Origin of the sequence: Brachybacterium sp. AOP29-B2-41, assembly GCF_052378395.1 — a bacterium.
Taxonomy (GTDB): domain Bacteria; phylum Actinomycetota; class Actinomycetes; order Actinomycetales; family Dermabacteraceae; genus Brachybacterium.
In genome coordinates this window covers 42,719-58,377 of sequence record NZ_JBQSXR010000015.1, presented here as the reverse complement: position 1 = coordinate 58,377, position 15,659 = coordinate 42,719, and the positions used below count along the sequence as shown (strand labels likewise).

General features: G+C 70.2%; 13 protein-coding genes. 6 read left to right on the top strand and 7 right to left on the bottom strand.

What is annotated here, in order from left to right; genetic code table 11:
• Positions 1–103: 103 nt before the first annotated feature.
• Genes ACT3T9_RS14205 through ACT3T9_RS14195 form a run of 3 tightly spaced genes read right to left on the bottom strand, consistent with a single transcriptional unit; the run spans position 104 to position 3,365 of the window.
• On the bottom strand, positions 104–1,621 hold the full coding sequence (locus tag ACT3T9_RS14205; RefSeq protein ID WP_444606840.1) for an extracellular solute-binding protein: 1,518 nt from the start codon (positions 1,619–1,621) through the stop codon (positions 104–106).
• A complete protein-coding gene (locus ACT3T9_RS14200; RefSeq protein WP_444599482.1) occupies positions 1,618–2,355 on the bottom strand; it encodes a DUF624 domain-containing protein in 738 nt (245 codons plus the stop codon). The genes ACT3T9_RS14205 and ACT3T9_RS14200 overlap by 4 nt, the downstream gene beginning before the upstream one ends.
• A complete protein-coding gene (locus tag ACT3T9_RS14195; protein WP_444606839.1) occupies positions 2,355–3,365 on the bottom strand; it encodes an ABC transporter permease in 1,011 nt (336 codons plus the stop codon). Before ACT3T9_RS14195 ends, ACT3T9_RS14200 begins: the two co-directional genes overlap by 1 nt.
• A gap of 518 nt (positions 3,366–3,883) precedes the next feature.
• Here ACT3T9_RS14195 and ACT3T9_RS14190 point away from each other — a divergent pair.
• From ACT3T9_RS14190 to ACT3T9_RS14180, 3 genes are read left to right on the top strand one after another with little or no spacing between them, the layout of a single operon-like run.
• On the top strand, positions 3,884–5,446 hold the full coding sequence (locus ACT3T9_RS14190; RefSeq protein ID WP_444606838.1) for a family 43 glycosylhydrolase: 1,563 nt from the start codon (positions 3,884–3,886) through the stop codon (positions 5,444–5,446).
• Positions 5,446–7,410 (top strand): DUF6807 family protein, encoded by a 1,965-nt coding sequence (locus ACT3T9_RS14185; RefSeq protein ID WP_444606837.1) that lies wholly within the window; start codon positions 5,446–5,448, stop codon positions 7,408–7,410. Before ACT3T9_RS14190 ends, ACT3T9_RS14185 begins: the two co-directional genes overlap by 1 nt.
• 2 nt (positions 7,411–7,412) lie before the next feature.
• The gene (locus ACT3T9_RS14180; protein ID WP_444606836.1) at positions 7,413–8,192 is read left to right on the top strand and encodes a rhamnogalacturonan acetylesterase; all 780 of its coding nucleotides are present in this window, start codon (positions 7,413–7,415) and stop codon (positions 8,190–8,192) included.
• 171 nt (positions 8,193–8,363) lie between these two features.
• Here ACT3T9_RS14180 and ACT3T9_RS14175 read toward each other — a convergent pair whose 3' ends face one another.
• The 4 genes from ACT3T9_RS14175 to ACT3T9_RS14160 form a co-directional block, all read right to left on the bottom strand.
• Positions 8,364–8,984, bottom strand: coding sequence for a TIGR03086 family protein (locus ACT3T9_RS14175; RefSeq protein WP_444606835.1), 621 nt, complete (start codon positions 8,982–8,984; stop codon positions 8,364–8,366).
• Positions 8,981–9,478, bottom strand: a complete 498-nt coding sequence (locus ACT3T9_RS14170; protein ID WP_444606834.1) for an SRPBCC family protein — start codon at positions 9,476–9,478, stop codon at positions 8,981–8,983. The genes ACT3T9_RS14175 and ACT3T9_RS14170 overlap by 4 nt, the downstream gene beginning before the upstream one ends.
• Before the next feature lie 31 nt (positions 9,479–9,509).
• Positions 9,510–9,851: an ArsR/SmtB family transcription factor gene (locus ACT3T9_RS14165; RefSeq protein WP_444606833.1), complete on the bottom strand. Its 342-nt coding sequence runs from the start codon at positions 9,849–9,851 to the stop codon at positions 9,510–9,512.
• A 105-nt stretch (positions 9,852–9,956) separates the two neighbouring features.
• Positions 9,957–10,532 (bottom strand): TetR/AcrR family transcriptional regulator, encoded by a 576-nt coding sequence (locus tag ACT3T9_RS14160; RefSeq protein ID WP_444606832.1) that lies wholly within the window; start codon positions 10,530–10,532, stop codon positions 9,957–9,959.
• A 124-nt stretch (positions 10,533–10,656) separates the two neighbouring features.
• Between ACT3T9_RS14160 and ACT3T9_RS14155 the strand changes: the two genes are divergently transcribed.
• From ACT3T9_RS14155 to ACT3T9_RS14145, 3 genes are all read left to right on the top strand, one after another.
• Positions 10,657–12,516: a flavin-containing monooxygenase gene (locus ACT3T9_RS14155; RefSeq protein ID WP_444606831.1), complete on the top strand. Its 1,860-nt coding sequence runs from the start codon at positions 10,657–10,659 to the stop codon at positions 12,514–12,516.
• Positions 12,516–13,574, top strand: a complete 1,059-nt coding sequence (locus tag ACT3T9_RS14150; protein ID WP_444606864.1) for an SMP-30/gluconolactonase/LRE family protein — start codon at positions 12,516–12,518, stop codon at positions 13,572–13,574. Before ACT3T9_RS14155 ends, ACT3T9_RS14150 begins: the two co-directional genes overlap by 1 nt.
• 79 nt (positions 13,575–13,653) lie before the next feature.
• Positions 13,654–15,657, top strand: a complete 2,004-nt coding sequence (locus ACT3T9_RS14145; protein ID WP_444606830.1) for a hypothetical protein — start codon at positions 13,654–13,656, stop codon at positions 15,655–15,657.
• Positions 15,658–15,659 lie beyond the last annotated feature (2 nt).

Genomic DNA, 15,659 nt, shown 5'->3' with positions numbered 1-15,659 from the left:
GGATGGCGGGAGGAAGCCAGCGTGGGACGGTGGGAGGAGACCAGCGTGGGATGGCGGGGGCGCGGCGGGACCGGACCGTGGATCGGCCCGGTCCCGGCGCGGATCAGCCGTTGAACTGCTCGTACGCCTCGGTGTACTCGGCGATGATGTCGTCCAGGCCCTGGCCGCGAGCGGATTCGATGGCCGCCTCGTAGTCGGCCATCGTGGCCGCGCCCATCATGAACTTGTTGTAGGTGTCGTTCAGGCCCTGCTCGATCGTGGCCCACTGGGTGTTGAAGGTCTCCGAGTTCATCGACTGCACCGGGTTGGTGACTGCGTACTCGGAGCTCTCGGCCATCATCTCGTTGGCGAGGTTCACGTACGGGTTCGAGGACTTGTAGGTGAACGCGTTCTCGGCCAGGCGGGAGCTCGAGTACGGCTGGACCTCCTGCTCCCACAGCGCCTGGTCGATGGTGTTCACGGCGCCGTCGGCGTCGATCTCGTAGTGGACGCCCTCGACGCCGTTGGTCATCAGGTTGTGGGCCTCTTCGTTCATCAGCCCGTCGGCGAAGGCCAGCACCCGGCGCACGTCGTCCTCGGTCTTCACGGACTGGGTGGAGATCGAGAACAGGCCACCCATGCCGCCACCGGTGTCGGAGATGATGCGGCGCGGGACGTCCCCGTGGGTGATGTCGTTGATCAGGGTCCACTTGACCTTGGTGTCGGGGTTGATCGACTCAGCGAGCGCGACATAGTTCTTGGCCTCGAACAGGCCGGTGACGACGATGCCGCCCTTGTCCTGGGCGATCGCCTGCTGCTGGTTCTGCTTCTGGGTGGTGATGAACTCCTGGTTCACGCCGCCCGCGGCATAGACGCCCTGGTACCACTCCATGGCCTCCTTCCAGGGGTCGGAGATGCAGGCCGGGATGATCTTCCCCGCGGCCTCGTCCAGCTGGAAGGTCTCGCCGGCGCCGAAGTACCCGGCTAGCGAGCGGAAGCCCACCTTGAAGCTCTCCTCGCGGTCGATGAACCCGGTGACAGAGGCGCCGGTGCCGGTCGGATCGCCTGCGGCGAAGGCCTTGGCGACCTCGCCCAGCTCCTCGATGGTGTGGGGGACCTCGAGCCCGAGCGCGTCGAGCCAGTCCTGGCGCACCAGCACGCCGTAGCGGGCGAGGATCTTCTGGAAGGGCACTCCGTACAGGACCCCGTCGAGGCGGGCGGCCTCGATGATCTTCGGATCGATGTTCTTGAGGTTCTCGAACTCGCCCAGGAACGGCTCGACGTCCCAGAACAGCCCGGAGGTCACGCCGCTGCGGATGCTCGAGTTGGTGAGGTTGGTGATGGAGGTGATGTCCGAGACGGAGCCCGAGGCGAGCGCCGCGTTCATCTTCTCCTCCTTGGAGGCGTCCGGCACCCACTGGATCTCGAACTCCTGGCCGAGCGCCTCGGTCAGCCCGGACTGCACCGGCCCGCTGGCCTCAGGGGTGGTGGGGGTGTGCAGCAGCGCCATCCAGGAGAGCGGGCTGTCGGCGCCGCCCTCCCCGCCGCCGCTGCCGCCGGAGGTGCCGCCACAGGCGGACAGCGCGAGCGCGCCGGCCGCCGCGACGGGAGCGGACTGGAGGAGATTCCTGCGAGAGATCATGCTGGGGTTCCTTTCCGGAGGGGGTGCACCTGGTCGGAGGCCGAAGCCAGGTGCGGCGTGAGCGCGTCGGTGCGCTGCACGGGATGCGCGATGGTCCGCGCAGGGACAGCAAGCACAGCGGGGTCCTCGGCCGCGGCGGGCTCGAGGTCGCGGAGGATCCGCGAGCAGATGGCGGCGAAGACGGCGGCGGGCAGAGCCACCCCGAACATCGCCAGCAAGGGAAGTGCGAAGCGGAGCATCAGCGCGTAGCCGATCACCACCGCGGTGGTGCCGATGATCGTCCAGTGGAGGGAGCCGAGCCCGAGCAGCAGGGCGCTGGTCAGCTGGGCTCGCAGGCCCTTCACGTCGAGCGCCGCCAGGACGGTGAAGACGTAGGCGCAGATGATCCACAGCACGGCCAGGGCCAGCAGGTTCGCAGCCCTCAGGTACCAGTCGCTGAGGCTCACGAGGTTCACGAGGATCACCCCGCCCGCGAGCAGCAGGACCCCGCCCACCAGCACGGGCTGCCAGCGCAGCTCCCGGGCGTAGCGGAAGAAGGTCCGCGTGGATGGTGGGGTCTCCCCGTAGCGGAACCAGCGGTGGAGGTACTTCGCCATCGCGTAGCTGGCCGGCCCCACCCCGAGCACTCCGAGACCGAGCACGGTCACGGCGATCCACAGCAGGTTCAGCCAGGCCAGCCGCCAGAAGCCGGTCAGGCGGCGGTTGATCGCCAGGAACTGCTCGAAGCCGAACATCAGTAGACGCCCTCTTCGCCGAACTTCTTGGCCAGCGAGTTCGCACCGATCACCAGGATCAGTCCCACCAGGCCCTTGAACAGGCCCACGGCCGTGGCGAAGCTGAGCTGGCCGTTCTGGATGCCTGCGGTGTAGACGAAGGTGTCGAAGATTTCCCCGACCTCGCGGTTCATCGAGTTCAGGAGCAGGAACATGTGCTCGAAGCCGAGCTCGAGGAAGTCACCGATCGAGAGGATGAACAGCACGATGATGGTGGGGCGGATCGCCGGCAGGGTGATGTGCCAGGTCTGCTGCCAGCGGTTCGCGCCGTCGATCTCCGAGGCCTCGTAGAGCGCCATGTCCACGGCGGTCAGCGCTGCCAGGTAGACGATGGTTCCCCAGCCGGCGGTGCGCCACACGTGCTGGAAGACGTACATCGGGCGCAGCCAGTCGGGATCGGTGAGGAAGCCGATCGGCTCAGCGCCGAGGGAGACGAGGAGGTTGTTGATCGCCCCGCCGTCGGTCGTGAGCATCACGTAGAACAGGGACACCACGATCACCCAGGACATGAAGTGCGGGATGTAGATGATGGTCTGGATGCTGCGCTTGAAGAACCGGCCCCGCAGCTCGTTCAGCAGCAGCGAGAGCACGATCGGCACCGGGAACGAGATCAGCATCAGCAGCAGCGAGAGCAGCAGCGTGTTGCGCAGGAGCATGAAGAAGGTGTCCTGCGTGAACAGGCGCACGAAGTGCTCGAAGCCGACCCAGGGGCTGCCCATGATGCCGAGGAACGGCTTGTAGTCCTGGAACGAGATGATCAGCCCGCCCATCGGCAGGTACTTGAACACCAGGAAGTACACGATGCCGGGAAGCGCCATCAGGTAGAGCGCACGGTGCCGCCACATCTTCGCGGCCAGGGTCCGGCGGCGCAGCGGAGCGCGGCCAGGGCCGGCGCTGGAGGGCGAGGCAGCATCCGGGACATCGAGCACGGAGGAGCTCGCCCGAGGATCGATCACGGAGTCAGCCACCATTGGCCATCCTTGCTCTTCGTCGAGGGCGGGTCGGGACGGTGAGTCAGGGCGGGAAACCGCTCTATCGGAAACCGGTATCCCGTCGAGCCCCAAGTGTGGGGTGGGTTCACGCGACTGTCAACACGATCGCGGGAAGAATTCCTGAGCACTCCGTGGACTCACATCCAGAAGCTCAGCGTCTCCGCAGGTCAGACGATGGTCACAGTTCAGTCTCGCTCACCGATCTGCATCGTCGATGCGGCAGCCACCCCCTCTCGCGGCCCCTCCGCAGTGCTGGTACTGTGTGCGACCAAGGGTCTGGAAATCGGTTCCCCGCAGGTTTCACGCACTGCTCGTGGAGCGGTCTCACAGTGGGCGGTTCGGGCGTCGGCCCGCCCGGCGCAGAGGCGCGTCGCGCCGTCCCGTCCCACCGGCCCCGCCCGTCGGTCGGACGTTCGGGCTGCGTCTCGCAGCACGCAGGCCCACCCCTGATCACGCCCCGGGGTCGATGTCGACCCCACCCCTATGGAGGAGTGCAGTTGGAGCACCGTTCGAATCCCGTCCTCGACGCGGACTGGCCCGATCCAGATGTCATCCGCGTCGGCGCGGACTACTGGATGATCGCCTCCAGCTTCCATCGCGCCCCGGGCCTGCCCGTGCTGCGCTCGCACAACCTGGTGGACTGGGAGCACGTCGCCAACGCGCTGCCGGCGCTGGAGCCCGCCGATCACTACGCCCTCCCCCGTCGGGGCAGCGGGGTGTGGGCCCCCAGCATCCGCGAGCACGCGGGCACCTTCCACATCGTGTACCCCGATCCGGACCACGGAATCTCCGTGCTCGACGCCCCGCACCCGGCAGGCCCGTGGAGCGCTCCGCGGCTGCTGCTGGCAGGTCGCGGCCTGATCGACCCCTGCCCACTGTGGGACGAGGACGGCCGCGCCTATCTGGTGCACGGCTGGGCCCGCTCGCGGGCTGGCGTCAAGAACCGCCTCTCCCTGCTCGAGGTCACCCCCGATCTCACCGCCGCACTGTCCCCGTCCCAGGTGGTGATCGACGGCACCGAGCTCCCCGGCATGCTCACGCTCGAGGGCCCCAAGGCCTACCGGAAGGACGGCTGGTACTGGATCTTCGCACCCGCCGGCGGGGTGGCCGACGGGTACCAGGTCGTCTTCCGCTCACGCTCGATCGAGGGTCCCTACGAGCATCGGATCGTGCTCGAGCAGGACTCGACCCCCGTCAACGGCCCCCACCAGGGGGCCCTGGTGGATGACATCGAGGGCCGCTGGTGGTTCCTCCACTTCCAGGACCGCGGCGTCTTCGGCCGGGTCACCCATGTGCAACCGGTCCGCTTCGACGAGGACGGCTGGCCTCATATGGGCGAGAGCATCGACGAGGTCCGCGGGCGCCCGGTCGCGCTGGTGCCCCCGGGCCCCGGCCCGGCCGGCGAGCTGGACGTCTATCGCGAACCCAGCCGCTCCGACTCCTTCACTGCTGGGGGCACGGCTGTCGAGCTCCACCCGCGCTGGCACTGGCAGGCGAACCCGCAGCCCTCCTGGGCACGCTGCGGAGAGGGCCGGCTCGACCTCGCGTTCGCTCCGAGCCCTCGGGGGGACCTGCGGGACCTCGGCGCCATCCTCGCGCAGCAGCTGCCCGGCCAGCCCTCGACCTGGACGGTCACGCTCGAGCTCCCCGCCGCCTCGTCGGGCGAGCAGATCGGTGCCGAACGGGCCGGCCTGGTGGTGCTCGGGTTGAGCTACGCCTGGGCAGGGCTGCGCCGCGAGGGCGGCCGGGTCGAGCTCGTGCATGGGACCATGGCGGAGAATGAGGTCGACGAGACGCTCACCGTCCACCGCCTGCTCACCGAGGAGCCCGGGACCCCGGTGTCGGTGCAGCTGCAGATGGACTGCGACGAGGCCGGTCGGATCCGGCTCTTGGCCGAGCAGCAGGTGCTGCTCGAGGAGTGGCAGGCCACCAAGGGCCACTGGGTCGGCGCCGAGGTGGGGCTCTTCGCCTCGGTGGACAGCATGGTGCACGATGGACTCACCGAGCGCGGCGTGCGCTTCGGCGCGGTGACCGTCGATCGAGAAGGACGTGAGATCTGATGGCACGCAGCAGCGGGGGCCCGACCATCACGCAGGTCGCCGAGGCCGCCGGCGTCTCCCGCGCCACCGTCTCCCGGGTCCTCAACGGCCGCACCTCCGTCGACCCCGGCATCGGCGCCCGTGTGCGGGAGGCGGCCGACCGCCTGCAGTACCGCCCCAATCTCACCGCCCGCTATCTCTCGACCGGCCGCACCATGACCGTGTCCCTGGTGATCCCCGATCTCGGCAACCCGATGTTCCAGAGCGTTCTGCGCAGCCTCACCCGTGCGGCGGAGGCCGACGGCTACGGGGTGCTGGTCGCCGAGGCGTCGACCCCGGAGCGGGAAGCCGGCATCGCCCGGGATGCCCGGCGCCAATGCGATGCGGTGGTGCTCGTGGCACCGCGCATGAACGAGCTCGAGCTCGAGGCGCTGGTCCCGGAGATCGCCCCCGTGGTGGTCCTGAACCGCAGCCTCGAGGACCCCCGGGTCGCGAGCGTGGGCATCGACTACGCCAGCGGCATGTCCCAGCTGGTGCGGCATCTGGAGGCACTGGGCCATCGCGATCTGCTGTACGTCTCCGGCCCGCCCCGCAGCGCGGCCCATCAGGAGCGGCTCAGCGCACTGAACGCCCTCGCAGACACCCGCCCTGCCCTCAGCATCCGCACCATCCTCGGCGGGGCCACCATGACCGCCGGTCACCGCGTGGCCGAACAGGTGCTGGAGAGCGGGGCCACCGCCGTGCTCGCCTTCAACGACCTCGTCGCCTTCGGACTCCTCGCCCGGCTGAACCAGTTCGGCGTCGATGTCCCCGGTGACCTCTCCGTCACCGGCTTCGACGGGATCGAGCTGTCCCGTTTCGCGGTACCCACGCTGACCACCGTCGACCAGGAGGAGCTCGACACCGGAGCCGTCGCCTGGTCGCTGCTGCACCGGCAGCTGGACCCGAGCAGCGCCCCGGAACCCACCGAGCATGCGCTGCTCACCCCCCGGCTGCTGGTCGGCGACAGCACCGGGCGGGTACCCCCGTCCCGGGCCCCCTCCATGCAGGCGGTGCCGGCCATCGCCGAGCAGCCCCGTCGCGAGCTCGACTCCTCCCCGCTCGTGTGGATGGCGGAGAACGGCGCCTGGAATCTCACGCACGGCAGCACCCTGCTCAGCACCGCCGTGGATGGCAGCGCGATGGTGCCGGTGCACAGCCCGCGCCCGCATCTGCACCCGGTGCGCACGCTCGACGGACGGCCGACGACCGTGGTCACGCCCGTGGATCACCGCCACCACTACGGCGTCTCCCTCGCCCTGCCCGACGTCAACGGCACCACCTACTGGGGCGGCCGGACCTTCGTCGAGGGCCGCGGTTCGACCCTGCTGTCCAACCACGGCACCCAGCAGGTGCGGGAGACCGGCGCATCCCCGGACGGCAGCTCGCTGACGTCGCAGATCGCCTGGCTCTCCCACGAGGGCCACGACCTGCTCGCCGAGCAGCGCACGCTGTCCGCGACGCTGCTTCCCGCAGAGCGCGGCTGGGCCCTGACCTGGCACAGCGTCCTCACCCCCGGCGCCGAGCCGCTGCACCTGACCAGCCCCGCCACCCGCGGCCGTCCCGGCGCGGGATACGGAGGCCTGTTCTGGCGCCTGCCCGGCGCGGACGAGACCCGCGTCCTGGTGCAGGAGGGAGCGGGCGAGGCTCTCGCCCATGGCTCCAGCGGCGCGGCCCTGGTGATCCAGCGTCGACACGGCAATGCCTGGTCCAGCCTGGTGATGGTGCAGGACGCGGAGAACCAGCGCCGAATCGATCCCTGGTTCGTGCGCGCCTCGGACTATGTGGGAGTCGGCCCCAGCCTCGCCTGGGACGAAGCCCGCGAGGTGCGCCTCGGCGAAACCCTCGAGATCTCGCTGCAGATGATGCTCCTGGACCGCCAGGTGACGATCGACGAGGTCCCCGGGCTGCTCGATGCGATGTCCACAGCCGTGCGGGAGGCCTGAGCATGAGACAGATCCTTCCCGCGGCCCGTCGGCGCCGGATCGTGCTCGCCGGTGACTCCACCGTCGCGCCCTATGTGGCCACGGCCTATCCGATGTCCGGCTGGGGCGCCCATCTGGGTGCCGCGCTGACGGCGCGCTGCGCGGTGCTGGGCGAGGGCACAGCGGCCGACGGGGCGGTCGCGACTGCGCTGCACGTCATCGACTTGGCCAAGAACGGCGCGACCACCGAATCCCATCGCGCCGAGGGGCTGTGGTCGGCGGTGCTCGATGCGACGGCGACCGGCGACCTGGTGCTCCTCCAGTTCGGGCACAACGACCAGAAGCATGAGCACCTCGCCGCCTGGGAGGGGTACACCGAGAACCTCGCCCGGATGATCGCGGAGGTGCGGGCTCTCGGAGCGCACCCGGTGCTGTGCACCCCGGTGGCCAGGCGCCATTACGAGGGCGGGAAGCTGCTGCGCACCCACGGCGAGCACCCCACCGCGGTGCTGGCCCTGTCCGAGACCTTCGACGTGCCGATGCTGGACCTCCAGTCGCGCACCCGCGCGCTGATCACGACGCTCGGGGAGGAGCCCTCCCGGGAGCTGTTCACCCAGCTCCCGGCGGGGTCGAGCGACCTCTATCCCGAGGGGATCGAGGACAACACGCACTTCTCGATCGACGGCGCGATCGCCGTCGCGGAGATCGTGGCCGAGCTGCTCGCGCCGCTCCTGCAGCGGCTGAGCGCTGCTGGGGCGGGCGGGGCTCCTGGGGCTGAGCGCTCCATGGCTGGCAGGAGATAGCGGCAGGCGAACGCCGCCGGTGCCTTGCACGCTGTCAGGAGCTGGCGCCCGCATGAGCATCCCCTCTGAGCTGTCGCTGCGCGATGCGCTGAGCGACAGCTCAGAGGGGATACCGGTCAGTCACCTCTGCCCCACAGGCTCACGGGCTCACGGGCTCACGGGCCCGCGACGTCACTCCCCCAGCTGGAGCTCTACGGTGGCGAAGGAGCGCGGCGGCGACCACCGCGGATCACGGCCCAGGAAGGCGAACAGCATCTCCTGCTCGGTGGCGTCGGCCGGGACGCTCTGCTGCTGTCCGAACTGGCCGGTGGGGCGCAGGAAGTCCTCGGCGGCGCTCATCCCCGTGTAGGCGTCGTGGACCATGCCGGGGTCGAGGCGGTCATCCTGCCCCGAGGAGCGGGCGAGATCCCAGGTGTGGAAGAAGACGTCCCCGGTGAAGAACTCGTCGATCACCTCGAGCACGGGCCGGTCCGTTCCCGTATGGGGGTTGGAGTGGAGGGGCCGGCCGGACGCGGGGTCCTCGAAGAGCATCCGGAGCTGCGCGTCGAGCGATGTCCAGGCGCCGACGGGATCCGTGTCGGCGGGCGGGGGCTCGTCGAAGCGGAACGTCGAGCCGCCGTGGATCATCGCGGGCAGCCAGGTGGTCAGATGGCCGACGACGTCTCGGGCCCGCCACTCCACCACCGGGGTGGGAGCGTCCCAGTCCCCCACCCCGTGGACGACCCTGGTGAACCCCTCGGCGATCACTCCATACTTCTCCGCCGGCGGGAGCTGGGTCAGGGGCGTGCTCATCTGCTGTCCGCCTCCTCGAGCAGGGCGTCCAGCGCCGCGTAGCCCTCGTGGATGCCGACGTCCATGCCGCTTTCGAGCATCCCGTTGCGCCCTTCGAAGGAGTCGAAGAGGGACTGGCTGCGCATGCGGGTCCAGCCGTCTCCGAGGTCCTCGACGCGCATCGTCTCCAGGGAGACCCCCTCGGGCCAGCCGTCGTAGGTGAAGGTCTGGACGATGCGCTCCTCGGTGACCTCATGGAAGCTGCCGTAGAAGGAGTACTCCTCGCCGTCCGGCCCGATATTGGTGAATGCGTAGGCGCCGCCGGTGCGCGCCTCCCAGTGGTCGATCCGGGTGGAGAGGTTCTCGGGCCCCACCCAGCGGGCGTAGAGCTCAGGATCCGTGTGGGCGCGCAGGACCTGCGCGGGCGAGGCGTGGAAATCCCGGGCGATGCGGATCAGGGGGACCTCGGGGTCGGCCTCGATGGTGGCAGTGCTGAGACGGTCGGAGGTGGTCATGACTGGTGCTCCTGGTTCTCTGTGCTGACGGTCATGTGGCGGTGGGGCTCGCCGGGTCGGTGGCGTGCAGGACGGCATCGAGACGGGACAGCCGGGCCTCGGCGGCGCGGCGGTGGCGATCGATCCAGTGGGTCAGCTCCCCCAGCACCTCGGCATCGAGGTGCACGGGGCGCCGCTGTGCGTCGCGTCGACGGGTGACGAGCCCGGCCGATTCGAGGACCGCGATGTGCTTGCTCACGGCCTGCAGGGACATGTCGTACGGAGCGGCCAGCTCACCGACGGTGGCATCGCCGACGGTGAGGCGGGAGACGAGGTCTCTCCGGGTGGGGTCTGCGAGGGCTGCGAAGGCCCTCGAGAGGCTGTCGTCGTCCATCCCTCCCTTTCTCAACCGATTGATTGATAAGGAAGACGCTACGCCTGCGCGCCACCTCGGTCAACCTTTCGGTTGAACAGGCGTCGTTGCAGGCAGTCGCACACCTCAGACGGCGACGGGGTCCGGCATCTCGCCGACGAAGAGGCTGCGATGCAGCATCCGGCGCGCCCGCGCATCGATCCCCTCCTCGCCGGACTCGCGCTGCACGGCGAGGGCTGCCATCGCCATCGGCAGTGCGAGCAGGGCCTCCTCGGAGGTCACTCCGCTCCGGAGGCAGTGCTGTCCACGCCCGCCGTCCAGCAGTGCGTCGAAGGCGGCCCGGGTCCGGTCCGCGAGCCGAGAGAGCTCCCGACTCCTCCCTGCGCCGACCATCTGGGCGAGCCAGGGGGAGCCCGCCTGGATGTCGAGCACATGGTGGAACAGCTGCACGATCCCGTCGGGCTGATCCGCGAGCTCCTGCGCTCGCACCTCGATGCTCTCCACGTTCTCCGCGAGCACGGCGGCCGCGAGGGCCTCACGGTCGGCGAAGTGCCGATGGAGGGTGGTGCGACTGACGCCTGCGGCGCGCGCGATGTCGTCGAGAGGCACGTCGGGCCCGCTCTGGGCGGCGACGGTCCGCGCCGCCTCGAGCAGCAGTGCACGATTTCGCGCCACGTCCCGGCGCATGGGGGTCCCCGTCATGCTCGCACCGTACCGCGAAAGGAGGAGGCGGACCTGCGCTCCAGGCCGACGCGGCGGCCACACCTTGCCGTTAATGTGTACATCAATGTACGTTTTAGTTCCGCTGCGACGAAGAGGACCTCACGTGACCCACTCCGCCACGCTCGGAGATCTCGACATCTCCACCTTGGACCCCCAAGCCCTCGACATCGACCCGACGGAGCTCCGGGAGAAGTACCGCCGGGAGCGCGACCGTCGCATCCGCCCCGACGGCACGGGCCAGTACCGTCGGGTCACCTCCGACTCCCCGGCCCGCGACACGGATCCGCACACTCCTCGCACCGAGCGCGCCCCTCTGACGGACACCGTCGAGGCGCTCGTGATCGGCGCCGGCCTCGGCGGGCTCCTCACCGCGGCCGCCCTGCGGGACTCCGGCGTCACCTCGCTGCGGCTGATGGATGAGGCAGGTGACGTGGGCGGCACCTGGTACTGGAACCGCTACCCCGGGATCCACTGCGACATCGAGTCCTACCTCTACATGCCGCTGCTCGAGGAGACCGGCTACATGCCGCGCTGGCGATACGCGCCGGGCGAGGAGATCCGCCGGCACGCCGTGCGGATCGCCGAGCACTACGACCTCTATCGAGACACCGCCTTCCACACCCGCGCCACCGAGCTGCGCTGGGACGAGCAGGAGCAGCACTGGCTGGTGCGCACCGACCGCGGCGATGCGATGCGCGCGCGGTACGTGGTCGTCTCCTCCGGCACGCTCTCGCAGCCCAAGCTCCCGGGTATCCCCGGGATCGAGGACTTCGGCGGGCACATCTTCCACACCAGCCGTTGGGACTACGAGTACACCGGCGGGGATGCCGACGGCGGCCTCACCGGGCTGGCGGACAAGCGCGTCGCGGTGATCGGTACCGGCGCAACCGGACTGCAGGCGATCCCGAAGGTCGCAGCCGATGCGCAGCACCTGTACGTCTTCCAGCGCACCCCCTCCACCGTCGACGTGCGCGACAACCGCCCGACCGATCCCGACTGGGCCGAAGCGCTCCAGCCGGGCTGGCAGCGCGAGCGGATGGAGAACTTCCTCGAGATCCTCTCCGGCGAGCCGGTCGAGGAGGACCTCGTGCAGGACGGCTGGACGGCGACGGCGACCCTGCAGCGCCAGATGCTCTCCGGGAGGGTCGACACCTCGCTCGACGCCGAGGAGCGCGAGCGCCGCGAGGAGCTGCTGGACTTCTCCACGATGAACCGGCTCCGCGACCGCGTGAGAGAGCTCGTGGACGAACCGTCGACCGCGGAGGCGCTCACTCCCTGGTACCGCTACATGTGCAAGCGCCCAGGCTTCAGCGACGCCTACCTGCAGACCTTCAACCAGCCGAACGTCACGCTGGTGGACACCGCGGACCATGGCGGCGTGACCCGCATGACGCCGAGTGCCGTCGTGGTGGGCGAACAGGAGCACGAGGTGGACTGCGTCATCTTCGCGACCGGCTTCGAGACCGGAGTCTCCGGCGTCATCTCGGGCACCCTGCCCGTGCACGGCCGCGGCGGCACGCAGCTGCTGGAGGCCTGGGCCCGGGGCCCGCGCACCCTCCATGGCATGACCGTCCACGGGTTCCCCAACCTGTTCCAGCTGGGCACCATGCAGAACGCGAACTCGGTGAACTTCGCGCACATCCTCTCCGAGCAGGCACAGCACATCGCGGCGATGGTCGGTGCCGCCGAGGAGCGCGGCGCACGACGCATCGAGCCGACGCGCGAGGCGGAGCAGCGGTGGTGCGAGACGATCCTCGAGGTCGCCACCGACAACTCGGCCTTCCTCGCCGAGTGCACTCCCGGCTACTACAACGGGGAGGGGACCCGGCGCGCGGCGCCCACCACGTACAGCCCCGGGCCCGTGGCCTTCCACCGGGAGCTCGCGAGGTGGCGTGCGGCGAGCATGGATGAGGTGCTCGTGCTGCCCGGCGACGAGGGCATGGACGAGAAGGAGGCCGCGTGATGCACGCGATCCCCGCACCGGGAACCCTTCCTCGCGCACGCGCGGTGCTGTCCGCGCTGGCCGTCGTCGCGCTGCTGCCGCTCGCCGGATGCACGTCCGCCGCGCCGAGCCCCGCCGGCGAGCCGGAGCCGACGGTGCCCGTCTCCCCGACCGCCGTCACGGCCGAGCGCGTCCTCCAGGTCACCTCGCCCCATGAGGCCACCGGCATGACCCTCCTGGAGGGCCCGACGTTCGATGCCGAGGGCCGCCTGCACCTCGTGGACGTCACCGCCCCCGACGGTGAGGCGAAGGTGATGCGCATCGACCTCGACACCGAGGAGATCACCCCTCTGGTCACCGAGGGCGAGGGCGCCTTCACCTCCGCGCAGTGGAGCCCTGCCGATGGACGGCTGCACCTGACCGACTACGTCGGTGGGCGCATCGTGAGCGTCACCGCCGAGGGCGAGGATCCGCAGACGGTCTTCGAGGGCGAGGTCGAGGGCCGCGCCATGCATCCCGACGACCTCGCCTTCGACGAGCAGGGGAACATGTTCATCTCCGACTCCTCGCCGACGACCCATCCGGACGCCGCCCCGACCGGACGGGTGGTGCGGATCGACGCGGGCACCGCCGAAGCGACCGTGCTGGCGGACAACCAGCCGAACCCCAACGGCATCTCCCTCGATCCTGACGGCGGTGCACTCTGGATCAGCCAGCTCGATGCGAACCGCGTCGACCGGCTGGCCCTGAACGAGGACGGCACCGCCGTCACCTCCGGGCACACCGCGATCCATGTCGACGGCGGGTCCTCCCAGGCAGATTCGAACGCGCTCGACGCGGCCGGGAACATCTACCAGGCTTCGCACGGGATCCCCCGGATCCTGGTCTACGGCCCGGACGGCACCCATCGCGCGACGATCGACATCCCGGCCGAGCACGAGGGGCTCGAGTCCGCGACGAACCTCGCGATCCTCCCGGGGACGACCGATGCGTATATGACGGTCAGCGGGCCGTCCGGGGGCTTCGTCTACCGCTTCGACGCGCTGGCCGAGGGATCGCGCCAGTCCAACGGCGGCTGAGCGTCGGGGGTCCGCAGGCGGGCCCCCGATCCCCCGGCCCCGGCCCGCCCCGCCACTCGAAAGGTCCTCCGGCTCCGTCATGACCTCTGCTCTGATCGATCGCACCTTCCCGTCCGACCCCGAGGACGCCCTCTTCAGCGCGCCCTTCGTGGACATCGACGAGGAGCGCACCTCTCCCTGGCCGCACCGCTATGTGCATGGCGGCTTCCTCGGGACGGACACCCGCTTCTCGTACTATCTGCCCGACTCCGACGCCTATGAGGGCCGCTTCTTCCAGCACGCGACCCCGACCCCGCAGAGCGAGCTCCTCGCTCAGCACCCTGCTCCGGGCGAGGACAAGGTCGGTTTCGCCCTTGCCAGCGGCGCGTACTTCGTCGAGACCAACGGCGGCGGTCCCGAGGCCGCAGCGCCGACGGTCGGCGAGGACCAGTCCGTCGGAGCCTTCCGGGCGAACGCCGCCGCGGCTCGCTTCTCGCGAGTGGTCGCCTCCGCCATCTACGGCGCTCATCGTCCCTACGGATACCTCTACGGGGGCAGCGGCGGCGGCTATCGCACCATCGGCTCCTCCGAGAACACCACGGACGTCTGGGACGGCTTCGTGCCGTACGTGATCGGCAGCCCCCTGGCCATCCCGAACATGTTCACGGTCCGGATGCAGGCGCAGCGCGTGCTGCGCGACGCCCTCCCGCGCATCGTCGACGCCTACGACGCCGGCGGCGATCCCGACTCGCTCGAGCTGACCGCTCAGGAGCGCGACGCCTTCGACGAGGTGACCCGGATGGGGTTCCCGCCGCGCTCCTGGTTCGGCTGGCGCACGATGGGCATGCATGCCTTCAGCGCCCTCTTCCCGGGCCTCATGGCGGCGGATCCCTCCTACGTCGGCGACTTCTGGTCGACGCCCGGGTATCGCGGAGCCGACCCCGCCTCGCCCGAGCGCGCCGATCGGGTGCAGCTCGAGACCACCCTTGCGGAACTCCTCCTCGCGCCGGCGACGCCGTCGGAGCAAGCGAACATCGGAGGCGTCGACGAGGCGTTCCGGCAGCACGGCACCGACGGCGAGGAGATCCTCGGGCTCCGTCTGGCGGACCGCCCGGAGGGATGGCTGCAGGGTGCCGAGCTGACCGTCACCTCCGCACAGGACGGCACCACCCGGGTGCTCCGACTGGCCGGGGTCGACGGCGACATCGCTCTCCTCGAACCCGGGCAGGACACGCAGCCCCTCGCCGTCGGCGATGCGGCCATCCTGGACAACGGGAGCTTCCTCGCCTTCCAGAGCTATCACCGCCACCAGGTGCCCCCGGAGGGGTACCCGGCATGGGAGCAGTTCCGCGACGAGGCCGGTGACCCCCTGTTCCCCCAGCGGCCCTTCCTCCTGGGCCCGAGCTTCACCGCCAACGCCGCCGGGACGATCCCGACCGGACGGATCAGCGGGAGGATGATCGTGGTCTCCTGCCTGCTGGACCGCGAGGCCTTCCCCTGGCAGGCCGACTGGTACCGGGGCGAGGTCGAGAAGCACCTCGGGAACGACGCCGAGGACCGGTTCCGCCTCTGGTACGTGGACCACGGGCTCCACGGCGACACGGCCGAGCAGGACTTCCCGACGCGGACGGTGCCGTACCTCGGAGCGCTCGAGACGGCGCTGCGCCGGCTGGCGGCGTGGGTCGAGCGCGGCGAGGACCCCGGGCACTCGACGACCTACGAGATCGAGGAGGCACAGGTCGTCGTGCCCGACTCCGCCGGGAGACGTCGCGGCATCCAGCCCGTCGTCGCCCTGACGGCGAACGGCAGGGAGCGCACCGAGGTGTCCGTCGGCGAGCGCGTGCTGCTGTCGATGCAGGCATCGACCCCACCCGGCGCCGGCAGCATCGTCTCCATCGCGTGGGACGACGACGGTGACGGTGAGCTCGGCGACGAGACCGTCGTGGCCCCCGCGGTGAGCCATCGCGAGCAGCGCATGGTCACCTTCGGAGCGCCGGGAACCTATATCGTCGCCGTCCGGGCGACGGCGCAGACCGCCGGCGAGGCGGAGGACCCCTTCGCCCGCCTCTCGGGCCTCGCGCGGGCACGGATCGTGGTGCGCTGAGC